The sequence below is a fragment of the Bremerella sp. JC817 genome (assembly GCF_040718835.1).
In the GTDB taxonomy this organism is placed as follows: Bacteria; Planctomycetota; Planctomycetia; order Pirellulales; family Pirellulaceae; genus Bremerella.
Genome location: NZ_JBFEFG010000280.1, coordinates 684276 through 707603, shown reverse-complemented (window position 1 = coordinate 707603; position 23328 = coordinate 684276). Strand labels below are relative to the sequence as shown.

The following is a 23328-nucleotide window of genomic DNA, read 5'->3' as shown; positions in this document are numbered from 1 at the left end:
CGCTCGAAAGTAATCCGCCTGACGGCAGTGCGGTTCCATAAAAAAATCGCTCAGACCAGGGCGATCCGAGCGATTCGAGGTGGGCTGTGATGGGGTGGGAGGGGTTACTGCCTGTTTACGGTGGGGTAATCGAGGATAAGCATCCGGGAATGATTAGCAGGTCGAACTAATCATTCCACTCACCAAAGTATTGCATGATAAAGTCGATGTCGCTGACATAACTTTTGTCAGAACCTTCAGTTGAGTAGGCATTCACAACGTCAAAACCGGCAGCAAAACTTGTGAAATTGTCCCCTTGTAGCGATGCATAATTTGACCGAGCGATAAGTCTGTCATCCGACTCGGTATCAAACATGTATGCCACGTCGTGACCACCCGAAGTTGCCAGAGCATTCACACGCTCGAAACCACGCACCGAGTTCGCATAGCCTTGGCCCGCCATCGAACTTTCGACCTTGCGGCTGTAGAAGGTGTCGTTGCCGATGGTGTCGTAGAAGAAGGCCTGGTCTTTGCCACCCTTCGTCGAAACAGCAGTCGTGCGATCGAACCCTTGGGCCGAAGTGTAATAACCAGGGCCATACATGGTGGCCTGGGTGCCGCGAGCAACGTACACGTCGTTGCCGGCGGTATCGTAGAAGGTGGCGATGTCGGTCCCGCCATTCATGGCGATCGCCATCACGCGGGTATAGTTGTAAACCGAGTTCGTATAGCCGGAACCACTCAGGACCGCCGAGCTGCCGTACGAAGTGAACGTGTCGTTACCCTTCGAGTCGTACAGGTATGCCTGGTCCGATCCGCCTGAGCTATAAACGTTGGTTCGCTCGAATCCGTATGTTGCCAGGGTCGTGCCATTGCTCAGCAAATAGCTGTCCTGACCACGACCGATGAAGTAATCGTTGCCGCTTGAATCGTACAGAGCGGCCGTGTCGATCCCGCCGTAGATGGCTCGGGCCGTGATCACGTTCGAACCGGAGACTTCGTTCTTGTAGCCGGCACCTGACATCGAAGCCTTCTTCGGACTGGCCGTGAAGGTGTCGTTGCCAGCGGTATCGTAGAACGTCACCGAGTCGTACTTGCTCGCTTCGCCGATGTTGTTTTCGACATTCTTGGTGCTCCAGGTGAAGCCGCTTCCGCGGACCGTCATCGTGTCTCCCTTGAAGAGCCACGATTCGGTGCCGCTGGTACCGTAGAAGTGAGCCGTGTCGCTGCCGTCGCCACCGTCGAAGGTGATCTTGCGAACCTGCGAGGCGCTGTAGCTCGACGACTTGCCGTTCATCGAAACGGTGATCGTACTGCCGCTGTGCGTGACCGAAACGTTATCGTCTCCGGCGGTACCGATGATCGCCAGCGTTCCGCTCTTCAGCTCGAACGGCGACGATTCGGTGACCTTCACGCTGTAAGTCCCGATTTCCGTATCGGTCAAACCTTTCACGGCCACATAAACCGAGCCGGTCACCGGTGCGGTCCATACGATCTTCGAGCCACTCGCATCGGAAGCCAACTGCGAAACGCCATTGCTTCCATAGAGCGACAACACCGAGCCATCCATCGTCGATTGGCTCAGGTCGATCACATAGGTCGTCCCAGCCACCGCACTGAAGCGGAAGTAGTCGATGTCGCCAGCGTAGTTCAGCTTGCCTGACTTCGAGGTGCCGACCGAGATCACGGTCGCGCCCGAAGTGGTGTTCGAGTGGTCGTCTGGCTGGACGATGGTCACGGTCGTGGCGACCAGGTTACTGAGAGCACCATCGTTGTCCATCGCCTGGGCGAAGATCAACTGCGTACCAGCGGTGGTGAATGGATTGCTGATGGTCAGGCTGGCCAGTCCGCCACTGATGGTCGAATCGCTTCCCAGCACGGCGTCTGTCGCGTCCCACTTGCCGTTGCCATTCGAGTCGCGATAGAAGGTCACCTTCGAAACGTTGCCATCCGAATCGGCGGCATTCTTCGCGGTGATCGTGATCGTGTTGGTTTCGCCCAGATAGACAGTCGAAGGATCGGTTGAAACGCTACCGATCGTCGGTGCGGCGTTTGGTTCTGGAGTCGGGTCGGTTCCTGGATCTGTCGTCGGGTCTGGATCGCTGCTCGATGGGTTCAGCAGATCGAGCGTCCCGGCCGCGTTCAAACGCATCCCAGTCGAGACCTTGCCATTCAAACCGGAGATTAAGTCGCCACCACCCAGGATCGCAGCCTTCACTTCGGCAGCGGTGGCGTCTGGATCGTAGGCGAACGCCAACGCGGCAACACCAGCGACGTGCGGAGCCGCCATGCTGGTACCGGAGAAGCTGGCGTAATAGCCACCAATGATCGTGCTATAGATGCCGACACCCGGAGCGGCGATGTCGACCGTTTGCGAGCCGTAGTTGCTGAAGCTCGCCAGGTTATCGTTGTTGTCGGTCGCAGCCACCGAGATGATGTTGCTGACGTTGTAGTTCGATGGATAGTGCGCGATGCTGTCGTTATTGGTTCCGTCGTTACCGGCTGCGGCGACGAACAGAATGTCGGCTGCTTCGCTGGCCTGAATGGCGGCGTCGAGCGAAGAGCTGTAACCGCCACCGCCCCAACTATTGTTCAGCACGCGAATGTTCACGCCATACTGCGTTCGCATCATCGTGGCGTAGTTGATCGCTCGGACGGCGTCGGAAGTGTAACCGGCACCACTGGCCGAGAGAAACTTGAGCGCCATGATCGAGGTGTTCCAGGCCACGCCTGAGACACCCTTGCCGTTGTTTCCTTGAGCCGCGATCGTTCCGGCTACGTGCGTTCCGTGATGGTTGTCGTCCATCGGATCGCCGTCGTTGTTCACAAAGTCGTAGCCGTGAACATCGTCGATGAAACCATTGCCGTCGTCATCGATGCCGTTCCCGGCGATTTCGCCCGGGTTGGTCCAGATGTTCCCGACCAGGTCAGGATGCGTGTAATCGACACCGGTGTCGATGATCCCCACCACCACACTGTCGGAACCAGTGGTCTTGTTCCAGGCTTCTGGGACATCGATTTGATTCATGCCGTAGGTCGCCGAGTAGGCGGCATCGTTCGGCGTAATATTGAAGACCGAGGCCACGTCGAGTTCGTAATTGCTGATCACATCGAGCGAAGAGAACCAGGCCCCGACATCTTCCGACGTGGCACCTTGGCTGTGGATCAGAAGTTGCCCGACCAGACCCAGCCCGCGAACGACTTCAATCTGAAAGCCGCTGCCCGACAATAAAGCCGAGACCTGCGATACGGAGGTGAGTTGGCTGGCGACGTCCTCTTTGAGTTGGACGATCCAATCGTTGGTGTATGGGTCGGCGGTCGACTCTTGGACGACGCCTTCGGAATCGATGGTGTAGCTGCCGCCAGTTCGTTCATACGAATCGCCGGCGACGTCCTCGAACCAGATCGAAGAAATGGTATCGCCCGCCATCAAGCTGCGAACTTCAAGTGCTTCGATCGCATTCACGGTCGAATGCTTGCACGAGCGTTTCTTCTTTCGACGGGGACTTTTCTCGAGGCGATCAGGATTGGTCGTCAGATTCCGCCACCAGGAAGCCAGCCCGGAGCTATCGCCCCGATTTTCGCTATCGAAACTTCCCACCTTCGCTGCTCCTACAATTCACCTCAGACTCGAATTCCTAGCGAGCCGCCGGTTTGGATAAGTGCTTGCGAGCATCTGCTAGCCGTCCCAAAAGTTGCCTGGGGGCCCGGCTGCAATCGCTGCAAGCAAAAACAAAGTGCTGCGTTGTCAATGCAAGCACCGAGATAAGCAGAGCGTGACGTGGGTCAGTCATCTGCCATTGCGCTGGCTGCCCAATCACGTCAGGGAGTAAGAGACTCAACAAATCCGTTGACAGCTTGCAATCCTTGCGTGCTAGCAACGCCTTCGTTGAATCCTGCGGAAATGTCGGTCGCGCCTTCCCTGGCGTCAAATCGAGCGGGCAGGGATTCTGGAAAAATCTACGGAATTGCTCAAGTCCGAATGGACCTCAACCGACATTTGTGGCGAAAAGAAAACGCTGCGTGCGGCTAGCTGCTTCTGTTATGCAGCGATGTTGATTTTTTGATTCATGGAAAGCGACTGATGATTCGAGTCTAAATTGCTCGCTCCCATCACCGATTTGAGCTACCACTCGATCCACCAGGTTTCACACCAAAGTTTCCCTGAAAACGCCCGACTGAGCTTCAACGTGGACCATCAATCTTGTCTCTCAAAAGAGATGCAAATCGGCCTGGAGGCCCGATCTTCGTGGTCTGTTTTCGGCTAAGTTAGAGGTGCTGCCAGCCGAACCGATCCAAAGCTGACGATCAATCCAGAGCCTGGTACTGCCTATTTTGTGAACGTTGGTCTCGCCAACGCAGGAGAGAAACAATTGGCCCGTTTCAACATCGAGATTTCCTACTCGCAGATCTCCGTCTTCAATGGTCGACTCGCCGAACCCTTCAATGACTGGTCGCCTGATCATGTAGCCCAGGGATTTAGCTGGCGGCCTGAATCGGTTGCTTTCATGACGTTGATCGACGCAGGGCCTGTCGACGCCGAAGTGCGGATTGAAGAGACCTCGCCGAATCCCTCGGGCGCACGAGCGATTCGTGTTCCTTTCGAATGCCCCGAAGATGGTGTCATCGAGATTGCTTCGATTACGGACGGTGTTGAAACGTCGATTCCGCCAGGCCGTTACGCACTGCTCTTTGAAACCGGCATGCAAGAAGATCAATGCTGGTGCCGACTGACCTTCACGCCAGATCCGTCAGCGACTCCGGCGGTCTTAATCGCCGACGGGGAACTCCACCCGTCAGATCCATTGTTGATGGAAGCGGAACCTGCTTAGGACGTTCACGAGACGAAATTAAAGTTGTTCCAGCGGAGCGGTTTGAAACTGCAACAGGAAGGGCTTGAGGACATTGCCGGAGCGGTACTGGAACATCTGGAACTGTGCGTTGTTCAACCAGATCGCGTAGTCGCGGCCTGGCTCGAGCTTGACCGGGTACGTGACCGTTTTGCCGTCGAAAGAGAATGTCGCCGGTCCGTTGGCTTCCGGAAATTTGACGGCGGGATCGATGCAGAAAGAAAACCGATCGGTCATCATCGGTTCGCTGAAGGTAATCGTGATCGCCGTCAGGTCGGACGGAACACGACGATCGTTATTTCGCGGATTGGTCACCGTGACCTGAGGTGCCTCGTTGTCTGGCTTGGCTCCCATCAAGATCGCAAACGCAACCGTTATCAGGCTGAAGCCCACGGTAAGCAGCAACAAAGCAAGGCTCATTTTCCACGGCATACAACGAACCCCTTTACGGCCGAGACCTCGTCTCCAACCCGCTCGACGAAGTTAGAAACCAACCACATAGCGAAGCTGCGGCCCGAAGTGATCTCGCAGTTGCCGTGCTTTTTCCCAATCCAGAATCTTGGCCGTGAAGGGAAACTTGCCTCGTGCCTCTTCGTTATCGATGCACATATGAGTGAAGAGGAGCGATAACGCCTTGAAGACAATCAGACGCGATTGAAGATCGATCTCGTCCTCGGTTCCCTCCGGAACACGAACTTCCAGGCCTTCAGGAAACGCATCGTTTGGAGGAAAGTGGGGCCAAGGCTTCCGCGGAGGACTGTTCAGCCCAATCTCGGTCACGCGTAAACCACTTTTGGCCTCCGAGTCGACCGACAGCGCCTCGAATCGCCGCAGCTTATAGGGTGGCTGCTCCTCAAAGTACAGCGTTTGCCGGGTTTTACCGGTAGGTGAAAGCGAGCTAACCTTCCAGCCGCCGTCGGCGTCTTTTTCGAGTTGCGGCTCTTCTTTCAAACCCTTCCAGAACGAAGGGATATCGAGCACTACATCGGCTTCCTTCTTGCTGCTGCCAATGCCTAGCTCGAACCCGAAGTTCTCTTCTTTGACGCGAACATGAATTGAGCCGTTGCACTCTGGCAAGATATGGACGCACTGGGCACCGAGATCGAAGACCAATCCCTTGTCGTCGGCAAGGAACCAACCGGGCGTTCCTTGGTCGTCGCTACTGGCCAACATCCCGAACGATTGTTCGCGATCCCAATCGACGTCGACCTTCAGTCCCGCTTTCTCGGCAAACATCATCTCCATATGGAAACGAATCTGCTGGAACTGCTCGTCCTTCGACGAGATCACCGGAACCGAGTCGAGCAACTGCTTCACGGTCGGCTCACTTGCCGGTTCCGCAGCCGACAACGAAACGGCCACCAAAAGCGACCCGAGAAAACTGACCAGCCCTGTCCAACGAACCATCCTGGATCTCCCCTCTCAAATTAGGGATTACGGTGTACCTCTTGCCAGGATAGCAAGTTTGCGGGGAATGGTTCAAGAAACAAAAAAACGGCACCCAGTTTCCCAGGTGCCGTCTTGATGATTCAGCAGAGTGAAAATCGCGGGGCGACTTACACTTCCTTCGAGTCGATCCAGCTCATCAGGCTACGTAGACGCTTGCCGACTTCTTCGACCTGGTGGGTGCGTTCGCGACGACGGATCGCCTTGAAGCGGGCGGCACCAGCCTTGTTTTCCAGGATCCAGTTGCGAGCGAACGTGCCGTCCTGGATTTCGGTCAGGACCTTCTTCATCTCGGCCTTGGTTTCTGGCGTGATGATGCGTGGGCCGGTCGAGTAGTCGCCGAATTCGGCGGTGTTACTGACGCTGTATCGCATGTAGTTCAGACCGCCCTGATAGAACAGGTCGACGATCAGCTTCACTTCGTGCATGCACTCGAAGTAGGCCATTTCTTCCTGGTAACCAGCTTCGACCAGGGTTTCAAAACCAGCCTTGATCAGTTCACTGAGGCCACCACACAGAACGACTTGTTCGCCGAACAGGTCGGTTTCGGTTTCTTCGGCGAAGGTGGTTTCAATCACGCCACCGCGAGTCGCACCGATACCCTTGGCATAGGCCAGACCGATCTGACGGGTTTCGTCCGAGGCACCGTCGCCCAGAGCGATCAGACCAGGAACGCCACCACCCTTTTCGTATTCGCTACGAACCAGGTGACCAGGCCCCTTCGGAGCAACCAGCAACGAGTCGACGCCTTCTGGCGGAACGACCTGGTTGAAGTGAATGTTGAAACCGTGCGAGCACATCAGGACGTTGCCCGGCTTCAGGTTTGGCTTGACGTAGGTGTTGTAGATGTCGCCCTGGACTTCGTCAGGCAGCAGCATGTTGACGATGTCGGCCTTCTTGGTGGCTTCTTCGACGCTCATGGGCTCGAAGCCGTGCGACTTGGCCAGGTCGTAGTTGGGGCTACCTGGGCGCTGGCCGATGATCACGGTGCAACCGCTGTCGCGCAGGTTCTGTGCCTGGGCGTGTCCTTGCGAGCCGTAGCCCAGAATGGCAATGGTCTTGCCCTTCAGCACGGACAGGTCAGCATCGTTGTCGTAATAGATTTTGGCGGTCATTAATTTGTACTCTAGAAACGAATGGGTTGATGGACGGTGTGTATCGAATCCCCTCGCCGTTGAGGGGAGAGGCGGTTTTTAGAAGTGCAAAGAACCCCATTCCAGACCCTCTCCCCAACCAGGGAGAGGAAAGTGGAACATCAGCGAGAAGCTTTCTAAAAGATCTCGCTACGGGCCAAAGCTTACGCTTCTACGGCGTGCGGATCGTTGACCTGGTCTTCCAGGGGAGTTCCGCTGCGAACCATGGCGATTCGTCCCGTCCTCACCAGCTCGCGGATTCCAAAGGGTCGCATCAGATCGATGAATGCGACGATCTTGTTTTCCGTTCCGGAGATCTCGATGATCACCTCGGTACGTCCAACGTCGACGATGCGACCACGGAAGATATCGACCAGTTCGCGAATCTCCGAACGCTTCGGCCCTGCTGCGGCCGAAATCTTGATCAACATCAGATCGCGTTCAACAAAGTCTTGCGAGCTGACATCCAGCACGCGTACGACGGTGACGATCTTTTCGAGTTGCTTGCGTACCTGCTCTAGTACCGAATCATCCCCGACGACGACAAACGTCATTCGAGAAAGACATGGATCCTCGGTTTCCCCCACTGCGAGCGAATCGATATTGTATCCGCGTGAGGCGAGCATCCCGGAAATGTGGGCGAGTACCCCGGGCACATTTTGTACCACCGCCGAGAGCACGTGACGCATTGTTTTCTCCCAGAACCGTAAATTGAAACCCGCATGATAGTTTCCCCCCCTTGCACCGACAAGAGGCGGGGCTATGCCACCCCATAATGTGGGCAGCGAAGCCATTAACTCTGCTTTAACGCGGGAAGATGTAGCAACAAAAAGCAGAGCGAACCGATCTTGTTAAGACAAGCCAACTTAAGGAGAGTTCGGCCCCCTCGATTGAGGTTTTTGGTCCCCAGGCCCAGACTCCCTTTTCGGTGGCTGGGCCAGCGGGCGATCGGTTGTTGAAAACGTCGATTTACTTCTGCTTCGCTTCCTTCAGGAAGTTGGTCATGATCTCGACGATCTCGGGCTTCTCTTTGGCGATGTTGTGCTCTTCGCCCAGGTCTTGGCTCAAGTCGTACAGCTCGACCGGAGCACTGGCGTTCTTGCGAACCGCCTTGAATTGATCCAAGCGGCAGGCTTCCCACGTATTCCACGAGGTATAGCTGATCCGCTGATCGGGGCGACGCAGGCCTGGTTTGATTTCGTTCTTACCCAATAGCGCCGGCAAGAAGCTGAGACCATCGTTCAGCGGAACTTCCTTTGCCGCGGTCAGATCGGCGTAGGTCGCCATCACGTCGTAAGCGTTGTAAGTCGTGCCGTTCTCGGTACCAGCTGGGATCTTGCCTGGCCAGACCGCGATGAAAGGAACGCGGATGCCCCCTTCATAAACGGAACGCTTGAAGCCTCGCAGTGGACCGTTGCTGTCGAAGTAATGCACGTCGTGGCCACCTTCGTTGTGCGGACCATTGTCCGAAGCGAAGCAGATCACCGTGTTGTCTTCCAGGTTCAATTCCTTCAAAAGCGATCGCAGCTGGCCGACGCTGTTATCCATATAGGTAACCATCGCAGCGAAGCCCTTTTCGGTATCGGGCCAATCTTTGTCGGCGTACTGCCCGTAGCTGGGGACTTCCATGCCGTTGCCGGTCACGCGTCCCCCTTCGTTGTTGGCATGGGGAATCGTCCAGTGCAGATGCAGCAGGAACGGTTTCTCTTGATTGCGGCGGATGAAGTCGAAGGCTTCCTTGGTCATTACATCATGCGAATAAGTCTTGCGATCGTCGAGCTTGGCGACGCGACTGTCAGGCAGCTTGTCTCCCATTTCGACGTTGCCCTTCAGCGGAAGCTTCTCGATCTTGTCCCCTTCGCAGCGCCACAGATAGGTCGGGTAATAGTTGTGAGCGTTGCCTTGATCGAGGTAACCGCACCAAAAATCGAACCCGTGATAGATCGGTTCGCCACCACTGCCAGGTTCGCCCAGGGCCCATTTGCCAACACCACCGGTGACATAGCCTTGCTGCTTCATCAGCTTGGCCAAGGTGAAATCGCTTTGTTGCAGGGTGTACGGCTTGTTGTCGTTGATCGGCTGATGCCCCAGATGCCTGCCGGTCCACAGTACCAGTCGCGAAGGACGACAAACGGTGCAGCCGGCATAGAAGCTAGTCAGGCGAACGCCATCCTTCGCCATCTGATCGAGGTTCGGCGTTTGTACCTGCTTCTGACCGAAGCAACCAAGGTCGCCATAGCCGAGGTCGTCGACATAAATAAAGACCACGTTGGGCTTGGTCGGTTCCGCGGCGAATGCGGACATAGGCAGCGCGAACAACAGCAGCGCGACGATCTTCGTAAGCAGGCGAGGCATGATTGTGGACCTTGCGTTCGGGGTTACCGTCGAAACGGGGGCAATCGGACGGAGGGCCGTTCAGTATCCTCCTGTAGCAATATGGGGTCAAATAGTCGGCACGCACGTTCTTCGTGGCCGATTGCGTCCATCTCTTTTCACCGCAACAACATGCCTAACCGTCGCGGGCCGCAAATTCGTACCCCGGCAAAGCCCCTTTCCCCGGTCGCTGCCTGAGCGAACTTTCCGGCTCAGCCTTTATGCAGCGGCAACGCGGCCCGATCTTCCATTGCCCAGACTGCTATCGCGGGCCATGAAACCGTTCTGTGAATTCTTCGAATTCCAGGAAGATTCCACGTGACATCATTTTGGGAACTTTTTATAGTTCGAGACAGTGCCCAACAAGCCGCCTGAACGAGTGATCTCGTTTCGCCTGGCTTCCACGGCACGGCAACCTGGATACTGCAACGATGAGAACGGACCGCCGATCGCTCGCGATCTGCTTCAGATAGACCGGGCCCCCAGCTCTCTACCGCCAAGCCAACTTGGCCTGAGATCTTCCGGAAGACAATTCACCGATAACGCACGCCCACATGCTTGTTATTGGTTTATTCCTATTATCTGTCCTCGATCCGGAGTTGGTTTCTATGATGGCATCCATCAATCGCCCCCGGCGTCACGGGTTCACGCTCGTCGAACTTCTCGTCGTCATCGCAATCATCGGTGTCTTGATTGCCTTACTGTTGCCGGCGGTACAACAAGCACGCGAAGCCGCTCGCCGCATGAGCTGCTCGAACAACCTCAAGCAGTTGGGCCTCGCGCTACACAACTATCACGACACCCATCGTTCGTTTCCGTATGGTGGTCGATACTACATCACCTATGCCGGCACGAACTGGCGTTTCGCCTTGCTCCCTTACCTGGAACAGAAAGCGATCTACGATCTCGATCGGGCCTCGAACTATCGCCTGAACACCTACGCCGGCGGCAGCAGCAACACCGATATCAACGCGTACAACAACGAGACTCGGTTGCTGTTTGGCCTGGTGGTCGATGCTTACGTCTGCCCTTCCAGCGCCGAGCCATTGATGCATGTCCCCAACAACAGTGCTGCCTTGGAATCAATCGGAGCCGTAACCCAGGCCCATCATTACGTCGGCATCATGGGGGCTTACCCCGATCCCGCTGGCCGGACCACGACGTATTACGATACCCAATACGATAGCTACGCCACCGACAACGGCATTCTGACCATCGCTGAAACCAAGGGGATGCGTGACGTGGTCGATGGAACCTCGAACACGATCATCGTTTCCGAACAGTCCGGCAACACGAATCCCAATGCCCGCTACAAGCGAATGTCGACCTATCACACCGGCTGGGGCGGGATCTCGCATCTCGGGACCGTGCAAGACTGGCGGGCGCTCGGCTCAGGGCAACATCGTTACGGCAGTGGCGTGACGGCTGTGTACCACTCACCCAACCCCCGCACGACTGGCGCGGAAGCGGATGCTGTGTGGGACTTCAACACGCCTCTCACTTCGTACCATCCTGGCGGAATCATGGTGTCGCTGGCCGATGGCTCGACACGGTTCATCAGCGAAACGATTCCTTTGACCACCCTGCAGCGACTTGCCGTGCGGGACGATGGCACCGTTATCGAAAGCTTCTAACGATTGCCACGTTCATCCAATCCAAGAAGGGAGACGCCATGAAAACGTTGTTGTCGCTAATGATTGTCGTCGGATGCGTCGGCATGGGGGGATGTTCCGGTAAATCGTCACGCCCCTCGGCCACGATCGAAGGCGTAGTCCGCTACAACGGCCAGCCACTGGAACAAGCAAGCGTTCACTTCACTTCGCCTCTGACCGGCGAGTCGGCTTACGCCAACCTCGAGAATGGTGGCAAGTACGTGATTGAATTCCCCGAGGCCGATGTCGGGCAGAAGTACGAGATCGCCGTTCGACGTCCTTACATCGAAGTCGAAGACGCGCATTCGGCACCGAAGATCATTCCGATGAAAGTCGCGATCCCATCGAAGTACCACCATCGCACGACGAGCGGTCTTTCGTTCCAGCTCGAACAAGGTGGAATGCAAACCTTCGATATCGAACTTTCCAAGTCGTAGGAAGTAAAGAAAGAACGCGTGGCCCACTCGGAACAGATGGACCACGCGTCTTTCACTTCCCTATCCCTCGGGCTCATTTAGTGGCGAGTTTCCTTACCGCCAATGCACAACACTTTCGTCGGCATTCCACCGACTTCGTAGGTTCCCTTGAACTCGAGATCGCTGAGCGAAAGGAGCTGCAGTTGGCCGGTGCCCGGGTTCGACACCACGCCCCAGTTGCCATCGGCATCGAAGTCGATTTCATGATGGCCATAGTGCCCTTCGATCTGGCTGGCGCCAACTTTCAGTTGCTTGACCACGGTTGCGTCGCTTAAGTCACGGTCGCCATTCGGATCGAGGTCCACCACAACAAGCTTCTCTTGCTTGTCGCCGGTCTTACGATCTTGAAACAGAAAGGCGTAGCGTTTACCGGCCGCAGTGACGACCGTTGCCGGGGTGGTAAGTGTCAGCCCGTCAGGCGTATCGATTTTAAGCTTGATTACCGAAGGTTCTTCCGCCGCGGCATCAATCAGGCAAAGGGCGGCCTGGTCTTGCTTGCCAGTGGTGCACAGCACCCAGTTACGATGCGTGGCGAACGCACCGGTTCGATAGGGCCGGTTGTTCTCGGCATCTTGGCCGAGCGACAAATGCTTGAACTCGACGGTCTCGGCTGACTGCTTCAAGTTCACGTCGGCGTCGACGTAATAGACACCATCCGACGGAGCGAAGAACACCTTGCCGCTGTTGGCCGTCGCACCATGCAAGCCACTGAATGGCAGACGGAACGAATAGGCAATCGACACATCTCCTGGTTTCGAGAGATCGCTGACGTCGATCCGCCCGGCGTTCTCTTCGTCGTACGAAAGCCAGGTCGAATAGGCGACCTTCCCTTCGACTGCCGCTAACGTGATGTGCCCTGCCCCGCCTTGATAAAACGTCCCGTGTTGCTGGTCATCTTTTCGCAGCAGATGCAGCGGCGAAAGCTCGGTGAAGCCGTTTCGCTTGTCGTTCGCCAGGTAGAAGTTTCCTTCGTACGTGTAGAGATGGGCCGGGTTTCCCTGCGCTTGATCGATCACACTTGAAAGCACGAAAGGTGGCTCGCGATAGATGCAGTCTTGATGGTCTCCGTGTGAATGCATCCGCACGCCCAGGTCGAGCGCGACCCAACCACTTTGATAGTTGCCATCGTCGTCGTCGCGAACGCCCACCAAGACGACCCGGCCGAGACGATCCATTTGGACCAACTCGTTCCGTTCGGTATCAAGTTCAGGAAAGCCTAAGATGGTGTTCTGGTTTTGAAATGTGACCTGGCTGCCGGTCTGCTCGAACTGGCCCCAGTGGACCGCTTTGTCTTCGCGATCTTGCCAGATCACGCGAACCAGCGGAATCGATTCCTCAGCTTTATTGGTGGAAGACTCTGCCGCCGACAAAGGAGTTGCCACAGCGATCGAGAGTATGACCAGCATGCCTCGAAGAAGAATGTGCTTTCGCATCGTTGAATGCCTTTCAAAAGACAGGACGAAAGAGTGGTGGGGGACGGCTGGGCCGTCGTCGTTTAATAGGCGGCGCGAGGCGTCGGGACGTTCAGGTCAAGCTGCTCTTGTTCCGGCGACCATTCCACTTGCAGCGGAGTCTTCGTGGGAGACCGATAGGCATGCGGCCACACCATTTGAAATTCTCCAGCCGATTCGAGCGTGATCCGATAAGAACCTGGGGCAAGGTCGACGCCCGTCAGGCTCGCTTCATCACGGAGTTCGAAGGCACCTTCGCCATCGGTTACCGCGAACGCAGTGGCATTACCGGCGGAATCGAAGACGTTCACGCGGATCTCCTTTAGAGGCACCCCGTCGGCGTGCAGCTTGCCGGAAGTTCCGCCCGGGATCGATGGCGGCGGACCACAACCAACCAACATCGCGAGGCACAACATCGAGCCGAGACGCGAGCAACGAAACATGAGCGACGTTCCTCGTTAAAACGGCTGCGGCACTTCGCCGCCGCCTCGGCTGAACAAAGCACGCCACACCGCCAGGTCGATCGTTTCGGGAGCGAACTTGACGCTGCCATCAGCCAGCACCAACTGCGTGCCGCCAGGATGATTGCTGCGGCTGCTGGTGACGATGTAACCGTGATGCGAAACATCGGGGTTCAAGCTGTTGGGCGTATAAAAACCGTTGATCGTGATATGGAACCCGGTCGCTCGAATCCACGAGCCCGCTCGTTTGCCGGTGTATCCCGAGGCGGATGCGGCGTCGAGATCTTCGGCGGTCTTCGATCCGGGTGCCCCGCCACTGACCGACTTGATTTGCCGCTGCGGATCGGTCAGCACGGTGGTTGAAACCTGGTCGCGTCCACCGAACAGTGTTTCCGCCATCAGAATGGTGTGACTGGTGCCGTCGGTAATGTCGCGAAAGCGGGTGTCGCTACCTCGCCAGAACAAACCGTTGGGACTGTTCCCTTCGCTGTAGTTCAGTCCGTTCCCGCTGCCGACATTCACCATGTAATTGGTGCCTGCCCAGGTCTCGCCCCCATCGATAAACAGCGGGTCGCCACTTTCCGACGGACAAAGCAGCATCGGCAGGACGCGATCAGGAATCCCGGCATGAGCCGGATTGAGCGAGACGCTGGGACCGCTGCCCAGCATCAATGGCTGCGAAAAATCGATCAGGTCGTGGAGGTTGCCCTGCTCGATGAATGGCAGGACGAGCGCTTGGGGTGAATAGCCGGTGCTGCTGGACGAGATCGAAGGAAAGTTTCGATGCGTGTCGTGATAGTTGTGGAGCGCCAACCCCAACTGCTTGAAGTTGTTCTGGCACTGGATTCGTCGAGCTGCTTCACGGGCCTGTTGGACCGCCGGCAGAAGAAGTGAAATCAGAACACCGATGATGGCAATCACCACCAGCAATTCCACAAGAGTAAAGCCATGATCGCGTCGCATGCGATGCTTCTCCGCAAGTGAAGACCGAAACGCGTGCTCTGTACGAGAGCACGAATGAATAACATTTGCGACTATATTCTTTCTGCAAGTTAATTGCAAGTACGCACTCTTGGCACATCCACATTTGCCGCATTCCTACAAAAAAGACGTACTTTCCCCGTAGACACGTAAATGTCGATGCGTGGGTGTAGAGACAGCTGAGAAAGTTGCTGGCAGCGTTAAAGGGGTCGTCAGCGGACGATCCCCTGCCCCGCTTAGAGTGCAGGGCTTTCAAGAAAGATACCCAGCGGCGGGCCAATTAGCCTACCGCTGGAAGTCTGATGCGAGACTACGGTCCGGTAAGGGCTTCTGGCTCTTCGATCATCAAATAGTGACCATGATCGGCCGTCAGAATGAGGCAGGTATCGTCCCATCCGCCGTTCGCTTCGATCCACTTGGTCACCTTCTCGAAGGCCTGGTCACCACTCAAGACAGCGCCGATCGAGTCGTCGATGTTGTTGGCATGGTTCGCCCAGTCGACATCGCCTGCTTCGATCATCAACCACCAAGGTTCCCCCTTGGCTTGCAGCACGTCCAAGGCCGCCAGGCTCATGTCCGCGAGCGTAACGTTTTCAGTGACGTCGGCTTCGTCGTACTTCTCGGCAGCGATCGGTCCCGAGCTCTTCGCACTCACGACTGGGTCATACTTGCCGTCAGCCGTTTGGAAAGGAAGATGCCCGCCCGAGACGCCGAAGTACCCAAACAATCGGTGGTTATTTTGAATCGCCGCTTTCGCTCCTTCGGTTAGCACGTCGGTTCCCTTGCGGCCTGGTGTTCGCTGAGCGACGACATACTTGCCGCCGTTCTTCACGTCGATCGCACGTAGATCGTCGGCCGGCAAATACTTGTTGCCAGGGACGAAGTTTTCGCCCTGGTTGCCATCCTTCTTCACGTCGTCCCCCCAGCCGCCACCAATCAACACATCCAGCCCCGGCAAGCTGCCAGGATGAAAGATCGAAGGACGCCCGATAAGATCTCGCGAGATGTCCTGGTAATCGTAGCGATGCACGTTGTTCGCATACGCGGCTCCTGGCGTCGCATGGCAGATCGGTACGCTCGTGACGACACCGGTGTTCCAGCCCTTCTTCTGCAACTGGCGAGCGATCGGCAACACTTCGCGACCCATGAAGTCGACATTGATCGCATTGTTGTACGACTTGATCCCAGCCGTCATCGATGTGGCCGACGTGGCCGAGTCGGTAAACGCATGCACGACGCTACTTCCCTGGGCGATCGGATACTTGATGTCCTTCGCCACGCTCCAGGGATAGCTACCTGCTTCGCGCCAATCGTAGCCACCCTTGGTCTTGCCGCCGGGCGATGTCACGATCTGCTTGTTGATATCGACATTGGTTCCATTGTTGTGCGGCGTTGTGACGAAGTAGCCGTAGTCGGTCTTCGCTCCGCGGTAGTCGAGAAAGTTCAAACCAGTTCCTCGGCCTTCACGATACCCAACCTTACCGGCGTTATGGATCGCCGCGGCCCAGGTCGTTTGCCAATCCATGCCGTCGTAAATGAACAGAATGATTCGCTTCTTCCCCGTTTCGGAAGCGAGCTTCTGCAAACGATAGACGTCGGTCTGATCGAAGTACTCGGCTTCTTCGTTGACGGTGTTGGTTGGGACATAGCCGAACAACTTCTTCAGCTTCTCTTCGCTGCGGTAGATGCTGTTCTCGCCGTTCACCGAATCGAGCGTGATACCAAACGTGTAGACCGGGATCAGGCGATTGGAGTGATTGCCCCACGACGAATACTTCTCGCCGTTGGGTCCCCAGTGCAGTGATGTCGGCCGATTGGTTTCGGCGTTGTTCTGCTGGAGCGTCGAGACCGGTAACTTGTCGAGTTTCTCGGCGAGGCAGAGGTGATGAATGGTAAGCAGGAAAGTGATAGCGGCGAGTGTGAGGGATGCTCTTTTCACGGGCGGGATTCGACCAAATTGAAATGCTGGAAAGATGGACGTGAGGGGCTATCTCTATTGAACCCCCGATGGCAAGCGAGTTGAAGGCCGCAATGCGCAGACAATTTGATGATTTGCGTATTGTCTGAAATTGCCTCGTTCGCGCTGCTTTCTACGAGGTAATCATACGCCACACTCGACAGACTTCGCGGCTTTGAACCGTGTCGATTCTGGTGCCACGACTCAAGTTGCGAATCCCCCGTTGTGACCGAACTGCGCATTTCCGCAATGAATTTTATCGCCATCCGACCGCGATCTAGCTCTTCCGGATGGCCCCATCCCAAACCACGAAATTGAGCTCAAGAAGATCATATCACACCTAATGGCAGAGCTGGTCAGAATTCGTTCTGTCGCAGACTTAAGCAAGGCTGCCAGCGCTTTGAGCAGCCTACCCCATGCCGATCGCTACGTGGTCGCCCCCGTAAGAAGGGCAGGGCCAAAAAACGGCACGAACCGTTTGTACTCAAGTTTTCTCGAACTTTTTCGAAGGATCCTTGGCGCGCTCGCGGTCACTTCCCTGCGCTTTTTCCAACATCCAGCCTTGATCGGCATAACGTTTGCATTTAGTTCTGTTCATATCAATATCCCGATATATCACCGGCGATATCCCGGCATAGCCGTTCTTACTGTCATTCTATCTTTTTTGTGATATTCAAGAGGTCCTGAAAATGAGATGCGGACACAGCCGAAAATCGGCCTTCACTCTGGTTGAGCTCTTGGTGGTTATCGCCATCATTGGCGTGCTCATCGCCCTGTTGCTCCCTGCTGTTCAGCAAGCTCGCGAAGCTGCTCGACGTATGCAGTGCACAAACAATCTCAAGCAACTTGGGATCGCACTGCACATGTACAACGATACTTACCAAACTTTGCCGATGGGCGTGCTGCAGAATCACAACTGGCGCGTTTCGGTTCTGCCGTTCATGGAACAGCGCAATCTGTACGACCAACTCGACTTTTCGGTCGACTTCCGGGGCGACCAAAACAACGCCAACACGCCGCTGCTGAGCAACCAGGCGGTCGACACGTTTGTCTGCCCATCGAGCCCACTCGATTCCAACATGAACCCAGGCTGGAACGGTCAGCGCTACCAGTACCATCACTACATGGGCGTCAGCGGTGCGACCGATACGAGCATCGGCACCTGCCAACGCTTCTACGGCTACAACTGCGACAACGGGCCATTCTCGGTCAACAAGAAGGTGAAGCTGGCGGAACTGACCGACGGTACCTCGAACACGATGATCCTGGGCGAACAATCCGATCGCGTGAAGTACACCGGCCCAGGCGTCGGTAGCTGGCCATTCGCTGAAGGCAAGACCATGTCGCCAGGTGGCTACCATGGCGGCTGGGAAGGTCCAGGCAACCTGGACGGCACTGGTTCGCAGTGGGGCATCATGTCAGGTATCGTTCCGATCCAGTACGGACCGAACGCAACCTGCCCAGACCAATGGGACTGTGGTTATTGCTATATCAACTCGACGATCCTCGCGTCGGCTCACCCAGGCGGCATCAATATCTCCCTGGCAGATGGCTCGGTGCGGTTCATCCCCGAAACGATCGACCTGAACAACTTCAAGTTGCTGGCCCTGAAATCGGACGGCCAGGTTGTGACGTTCAACTAAGGCGAGGATAAGCGATTTCGATGAGTACGTTTGAATTGTTCACAGCGCGACGGTTTTACCGCAGCATTCCGAGTACGTTTTTCGTGCTCGGATTGCTGGTCCTGGTCGGTTGCGGCGGACCCGCGGAATCAGGCGGAACTGTCTCAGGCAAAGTAACCGCCAATGGCAAACCAGTCACCGGCGCGGACATTCAGTTCCGCAACATTGATCTGGGGACCGGGATTACCTGCACGCTTCAGGCGGATGGAACGTTCAAGAGTGACACTACGATTCCGGAGGCGACTTACACGATCTGCTTCACGCCGACGCTCTCGGATCATCAGCCAGGATCGACCGGCATGCCGACGATTCCAAAGTTGCCTGCTTCCATTCCTAAGAGGTACACACAGACCAAGACGAGCGACTTGACGGCCGAAGTGAAGTCGATTCCGGTCAACGAGTTCGAGTTTGATCTGAAGTAGAAACAGCGATCCCAACACACAATCTCCCTGTGTGAAAGCCTCCTTGCTCCTTTTTGGAACTCGGGGGCTTTTTTTGTTGTCATCTCTCTCGCCCAATTCGAACTCATCGAGCCGCCTAATTAGGCGACATCCGAATTAGTAATCGAGAAGCCATCCGATGTCTCCGATGTGACTGCGGCTTCGCCGCAATAAATTCGGAAAATACTTAGATCTGTTTACGCACCATAAATTGCGACAACAAAGCTCTATAGTCCTTTGATTTTCCGTTGCGCGGCGAACCGTCCCGAACTGCTTGTTTTTTGCCCAAATTGCGATATGGGAAAATTCGACTTGGTCTATACTTTGCTGATATCCCGGTAAATACACGCCCTTTAATGCTATCTGGGGGTGTAAACGTCCTCCCCTTAATTTCTTCAGATTTTTCGAGAGCGCTTACCTAATGAAGAAAACGTCTTCGAGCCATTCTGGGTTCACCCTGGTCGAATTGCTGGTGGTGATTGCCATCATCGGTGTCTTGATTGCCTTGCTTTTGCCTGCCGTCCAACAGGCCCGCGAAGCAGCCCGCCGTATGCAGTGCAGCAATAACCTGAAGCAGTTGGGCCTGGCGTTGCACAACTATCACGACACCAACGGCGCGTTCCCGATGGTCAGCTACATCGACAACACCAATCGCCCGGCAAGCTGGATCGTTCGCCTGTGGCCTTACATCGAACAATCGGCCGCTTACGACCAGTGCACCTTCCAGAGCGACTGGACGGGGATCGGCTTCGACAAAAACTGGCGTATCACGACGAACATGTTTGTCGATGGTCTGAACTGCCCATCGAACCCCATGGATCGCTTCCTGACGCAAACCTCGAGCTCGGCCACGCGTAACGACGGTGCTCCTGCTGAAGTGCAGTATCAGCGTGCTGACTACGTCGGCGTGGGTGGTCGTTTCAAGTCGAACTCGGATCCATCGGCACCTCGCTCGGTTTGGATCGGCTATCACGGCATGAATGACTACAACGGTATCTTCGTCGCCCTCGACACGCACAACGAACAGACCGTTTCGTTCCGCGACATTAGCGACGGTACCAGCAACACGCTGGCGATTGGCGAGCAGTCGAACTTTGTCCGTTCGATCGACACTTCGACCGGCGAGGTGACCTTCCACGATTCGCGTGAGTATGGTCACCGTGGCGGTGCCTGGAGTGGTGGCGGCGGTCACAACGGTCATGGTTCGTGGTACGGCAACTGGGAAGGTCACTCGTCGATTCGCGTCGGGATCAACTTCGTTCACACGGCTGGCTACAGCGAACCCTCCGGTACCGGTTGCAAGCCAACCTACGGCGGTCGCTCGGGTCACCACACCACTTTCACCTCGGCTCATCCAGGCGGTGCCTTGTTCGTCCTGGGCGATGGTTCGACTCGCTTCATGAGCGAACACATTCCGCTGGATACTCTCCGCTATCTGGCTGACCGAACCGACGGTCAGGTCATCGGCGAGTACTAATCGAGCCTTGTCACCCCAATTGTTTTATGGTGAATCGAATCATGTCGATGAAAAAGAACCTGGCGTTCTCGATGGTGGCTCTGGTGGCGTTGACCGTCACCGGCTGCTTTTCGGGATCGGGCAAAGACCTGAACGCGGTCACAGGGACGATTACCAAAGATGGCGTCCCCTTTGCCGACGCCCACATCGAATTCCATCCGCAGTCGGGCGAAGGTGCGGTTTCCTACGGGAAGTCGGACCAGGAAGGTAACTTCAAGTTGTACTACTCGACCGGACAGCCTGGCGCCCTGCCCGGCACGCACAAAGTGATTGTGCAGAATGGCTACAAGGTTGGCGGCAAGAATCCGATGGCCGATTCCGAGGCTGATCCGATGAAGGCAGCCCCTGCCCCTTCGGAACAGCAAAAGGGTGAGATCCTGGTCGAAGTCGGTAAGAACGACGACAACCACATCGAGATCGAGCTCTAACTCGATCTCGACCAACGCGACAGAGAAGGCACGAAAAAGGCTCCGCGAGTTTACCTTGCGGAGCCTTTTCTTTTGAGAAACGCCGATTCGCGGATTCGTTTACTTCGGGCCGCTGGCGTTGATCTTCGCCGCGTTGTTTTCTTTGCCCGCCCAATCGCCGTAAGGCCGATCTCCCTTGATGCGTTGACCCGTTTTGCGGTCGGTATAGCCCGTTTCACGATCGTAGAAATCGATGGTGTAATCGGTCGGGACGCTGTCCCCTGTTTCCTTCTGCCACGCATCCATTGCCTGACGCATCTCGGCCAACTGCTTGGCATACTTCGGATCGCCGACCAGGTTCTGCACCTGCAGGGGATCCAGATTGGTGTCGAACAGTTCTTCGCCGGAACGTGGTTGCAGGAAGAGATCGGCCTGGGCAGGCGTCAGGTCCTCTTTGGCTGCGACCAGATCTTGGTGCGAAGGAGAGCTGACCGCATCGGCAGGGCCGAGCCAGGCCTTTTCAGGCCGAGCATTCCGGACATACAACAGGCCATCGCCGTTGCGGACCGAGCGACCGTGGGCTTCGTAGTCGTGCCAGTTATGTTCGCTGAAGGCGAGCTTACGCGCCGACTTGCCTTGAGGATCTTCCAGCAACTTCGCGAAGCTGACCCCTTGGGCCTGCTCTGGGACGTTCACGCCAGCCAACTGCAGGATGGTTGGGCAGATGTCGATCGCACTGACCAGTTGATCGCAAGTACGTCCTGGCTGAGCGACATCCTTCGGGAACGAAACCACGAATGGCGTCTTCATTCCGCTGTCGTGGACGCGCGTCTTGGCACGCGGGAATGGTCGGCCGTTGTCGGCCATGACGATGATCATCGTGTTGTCCAAGGCGTCTTGCTTCTTGAGCTCTGCAACGACCTTGCCGATGTAGTAATCGAAGCGGGTGATCTCGTTGTAGTACGAAGCCAGGTCGTCACGCGTGGCCGGGGCATCACGCAGGTAAGGAGGAACGGTCACGCCTTCTGGCTGATGCTTCGGACCGTAGTTGTCCTCTTGCCATTGGCGGTCGGCGTCCCAGCCACGATGGGCATCGGTCGCGGCGAACCAAAAGAAGAACGGCTTGTCTTTCGGACGCTTCTGAACGATGTCGAGCCAGTGCCCTTCCCCGCCGGAGTTGCCCGGCACGTTCGTTCCCCGCTTATCGTTCCAAACGGCGTTCTCGTTGGCGTTGTCTTGCGGCATGTGATCTTTGCCTGCCAAGGCGGTGTAATAGCCCGCCTCCTGCAGCAGCTTTGGGAACTTGATCAAGTGGTCTGGCAGCGGTCGGTGCAGTTCGCTCGCTGGGCCATTGTTATGCGGGTAGCGACCAGTGACGATGCTACACCGGCTGGGGCTGCAGCTGCTGGCAGTCAGATAGGCGTTGGTGAACTTGACCCCGTGCGAAGCCAAGGCATCGATGTTGGGCGTGCGAGCCGTTTCGTTGCCATAGCAACCGAAGTCGTTCCAGCTCACGTCGTCGGCAATGAACAAGATGAAATTGGGTCGATCAGCGGCAGAGGCAGGCGAAAACAAGCCAATCAGGACCAACAGAGACGCAAGCAAGTAGCGTGCAAGCATGAGATTTTCCGGGGCAACGAGGAAGCGGTATGGGTGGGAGTGGACCAGAAACAGTATCATCAATCCCATTTCGTCGGTCAAATCAACGAAGGACGGCCTGCTTTGTACGTTTACGCGCTAACGGTCATGATCTCCCTGGGGTGCAGCTTTCTGGCTGGAATCTTAGGGATTGGTGTGGCAATCATGCGTTACTTGCCGTCCGCCAAGAAATTAGGCTGGGCCGCCATCGGCTATGGGCTGTATGGCCTGGTAGGTATCGCCATCATGGCAGCCATGTCCCAGCCCGGCAGTTTCTCGCCGATGTGGTACATCTATATCGTGGCAGCGATTCCCACGCTGATCGGCATCGCCACCCTGGCCATCTGCCATTACTACACCGGCAAAGAACCCCTGCCCGATCGGCAGATCCCGCTGGCCATGATCTTCTACATGACCGCCGTCATTGGGCTGCTGATCACCATCGTCTCATGTGCCGGGTCGTTCGATCTTGATCCGTAGACTCTGCTAGTGCTCAGGCCGGAAGCTGGTTCAGCTGCATTGCCAGTTCCAAGTTCGCCAGCACATACAGTGTGAAAATCGTCCACAGTCCCCACGCAGCGGTAACGTTTACCGAGACACTCGTGAAGATCACCAGACCCAGAACGCGAATGTCTCGATTCCTCGCCAGGTAAGCGCTCCAAGCAATGCTGGCCACAACAAGTAGCCAGGCATATCGATAGACTTGCCCGTGAATCGCAGCGAACCAAGGCAAGTCTTCCGCAGCGACAGTAACTGGTGTGAATAGTTGGTGATCGCGAGCGGCAACCCAGGTAAAGAATACGACCAGCATCACAAAGATGTTAACACTGGTGAACCAATGCAAGGCGACTCTACGTGGAATTGTTGCGGGAGAAGATACCGACAT

The 23328-nt window shown here is 56.2% G+C and carries 20 protein-coding genes; 8 read left to right on the top strand and 12 right to left on the bottom strand.

Annotated features, from left to right (window positions below):
* Window positions 1-166: 166 nt before the first annotated feature.
* A complete protein-coding gene (locus AB1L30_RS21290) occupies window positions 167-3580 on the bottom strand; it encodes a S8 family peptidase (protein ID WP_367015778.1) in 3414 nt (1137 codons plus the stop codon).
* Between the two features lie 772 nt (window positions 3581-4352).
* On the opposite strand from AB1L30_RS21290, the gene comJ reads away from it, so the two are divergent.
* Entirely contained in the window at window positions 4353-4811 is a 459-nt protein-coding gene (gene comJ, locus AB1L30_RS21285; RefSeq protein ID WP_367015776.1) for a competence protein ComJ, read from the top strand.
* Window positions 4812-4829: 18 nt separating this feature from the next.
* On the opposite strand, the gene AB1L30_RS21280 is transcribed toward comJ, so the two are convergent.
* The 5 genes from AB1L30_RS21280 to AB1L30_RS21260 form a co-directional block, all read right to left on the bottom strand.
* Window positions 4830-5261: an Ig-like domain-containing protein gene (locus AB1L30_RS21280; protein WP_367015774.1), complete on the bottom strand. Its 432-nt coding sequence runs from the start codon at window positions 5259-5261 to the stop codon at window positions 4830-4832.
* A gap of 51 nt (window positions 5262-5312) precedes the next feature.
* Window positions 5313-6236, bottom strand: coding sequence for a hypothetical protein (locus AB1L30_RS21275; protein ID WP_367015772.1), 924 nt, complete (start codon window positions 6234-6236; stop codon window positions 5313-5315).
* Between the two features lie 149 nt (window positions 6237-6385).
* Window positions 6386-7390, bottom strand: coding sequence for a ketol-acid reductoisomerase (gene ilvC, locus AB1L30_RS21270; RefSeq protein ID WP_345089036.1), 1005 nt, complete (start codon window positions 7388-7390; stop codon window positions 6386-6388).
* A 182-nt stretch (window positions 7391-7572) separates the two neighbouring features.
* Window positions 7573-8097, bottom strand: coding sequence for an acetolactate synthase small subunit (ilvN, locus tag AB1L30_RS21265; protein WP_367015770.1), 525 nt, complete (start codon window positions 8095-8097; stop codon window positions 7573-7575).
* 280 nt (window positions 8098-8377) lie between these two features.
* On the bottom strand, window positions 8378-9763 hold the full coding sequence (locus tag AB1L30_RS21260; protein ID WP_367015768.1) for an arylsulfatase: 1386 nt from the start codon (window positions 9761-9763) through the stop codon (window positions 8378-8380).
* A gap of 626 nt (window positions 9764-10389) precedes the next feature.
* Here AB1L30_RS21260 and AB1L30_RS21255 point away from each other — a divergent pair.
* A complete protein-coding gene (locus AB1L30_RS21255) occupies window positions 10390-11415 on the top strand; it encodes a DUF1559 domain-containing protein (RefSeq protein WP_367015766.1) in 1026 nt (341 codons plus the stop codon).
* Window positions 11416-11453: 38 nt separating this feature from the next.
* Window positions 11454-11870, top strand: coding sequence for a hypothetical protein (locus AB1L30_RS21250; RefSeq protein ID WP_367015764.1), 417 nt, complete (start codon window positions 11454-11456; stop codon window positions 11868-11870).
* 77 nt (window positions 11871-11947) lie between these two features.
* Here AB1L30_RS21250 and AB1L30_RS21245 read toward each other — a convergent pair whose 3' ends face one another.
* The 4 genes from AB1L30_RS21245 to AB1L30_RS21230 all read right to left on the bottom strand — a co-directional run bounded on the left by AB1L30_RS21245 (window position 11948) and on the right by AB1L30_RS21230 (window position 16741).
* Window positions 11948-13342 carry a hypothetical protein gene (locus tag AB1L30_RS21245; protein ID WP_367015762.1) on the bottom strand — a complete coding sequence of 465 codons (1395 nt, stop codon included), beginning with the start codon at window positions 13340-13342 and terminating at the stop codon, window positions 11948-11950.
* 62 nt (window positions 13343-13404) lie between these two features.
* Window positions 13405-13803: a carboxypeptidase-like regulatory domain-containing protein gene (locus AB1L30_RS21240; RefSeq protein WP_367015760.1), complete on the bottom strand. Its 399-nt coding sequence runs from the start codon at window positions 13801-13803 to the stop codon at window positions 13405-13407.
* Window positions 13804-13818: 15 nt separating this feature from the next.
* Window positions 13819-14784, bottom strand: a complete 966-nt coding sequence (locus AB1L30_RS21235) for a DUF1559 domain-containing protein (RefSeq protein ID WP_367015758.1) — start codon at window positions 14782-14784, stop codon at window positions 13819-13821.
* Between the two features lie 328 nt (window positions 14785-15112).
* The gene (locus AB1L30_RS21230) at window positions 15113-16741 is read right to left on the bottom strand and encodes an alkaline phosphatase (protein WP_367015756.1); all 1629 of its coding nucleotides are present in this window, start codon (window positions 16739-16741) and stop codon (window positions 15113-15115) included.
* Between the two features lie 707 nt (window positions 16742-17448).
* Between AB1L30_RS21230 and AB1L30_RS21225 the strand changes: the two genes are divergently transcribed.
* The 4 genes from AB1L30_RS21225 (at window position 17449) to AB1L30_RS21210 (ending at window position 20825) form a co-directional block, all read left to right on the top strand.
* Complete coding sequence (locus AB1L30_RS21225) at window positions 17449-18402, top strand: DUF1559 domain-containing protein (RefSeq protein ID WP_367015754.1); 954 nt, start codon at window positions 17449-17451, stop codon at window positions 18400-18402.
* Between the two features lie 20 nt (window positions 18403-18422).
* Window positions 18423-18863 (top strand): hypothetical protein, encoded by a 441-nt coding sequence (locus tag AB1L30_RS21220; protein WP_367015752.1) that lies wholly within the window; start codon window positions 18423-18425, stop codon window positions 18861-18863.
* A 439-nt stretch (window positions 18864-19302) separates the two neighbouring features.
* Window positions 19303-20358, top strand: a complete 1056-nt coding sequence (locus AB1L30_RS21215) for a DUF1559 domain-containing protein (protein WP_367015751.1) — start codon at window positions 19303-19305, stop codon at window positions 20356-20358.
* A gap of 41 nt (window positions 20359-20399) precedes the next feature.
* A complete protein-coding gene (locus AB1L30_RS21210) occupies window positions 20400-20825 on the top strand; it encodes a hypothetical protein (RefSeq protein ID WP_367015750.1) in 426 nt (141 codons plus the stop codon).
* Between the two features lie 99 nt (window positions 20826-20924).
* On the opposite strand, the gene AB1L30_RS21205 is transcribed toward AB1L30_RS21210, so the two are convergent.
* The gene (locus tag AB1L30_RS21205; RefSeq protein ID WP_367015748.1) at window positions 20925-22424 is read right to left on the bottom strand and encodes a sulfatase; all 1500 of its coding nucleotides are present in this window, start codon (window positions 22422-22424) and stop codon (window positions 20925-20927) included.
* 39 nt (window positions 22425-22463) lie between these two features.
* On the opposite strand from AB1L30_RS21205, the gene AB1L30_RS21200 reads away from it, so the two are divergent.
* Window positions 22464-22922: a hypothetical protein gene (locus AB1L30_RS21200; RefSeq protein ID WP_367015746.1), complete on the top strand. Its 459-nt coding sequence runs from the start codon at window positions 22464-22466 to the stop codon at window positions 22920-22922.
* Window positions 22923-22935: 13 nt separating this feature from the next.
* On the opposite strand, the gene AB1L30_RS21195 is transcribed toward AB1L30_RS21200, so the two are convergent.
* Window positions 22936-23328: a hypothetical protein gene (locus tag AB1L30_RS21195; RefSeq protein ID WP_367015744.1), complete on the bottom strand. Its 393-nt coding sequence runs from the start codon at window positions 23326-23328 to the stop codon at window positions 22936-22938.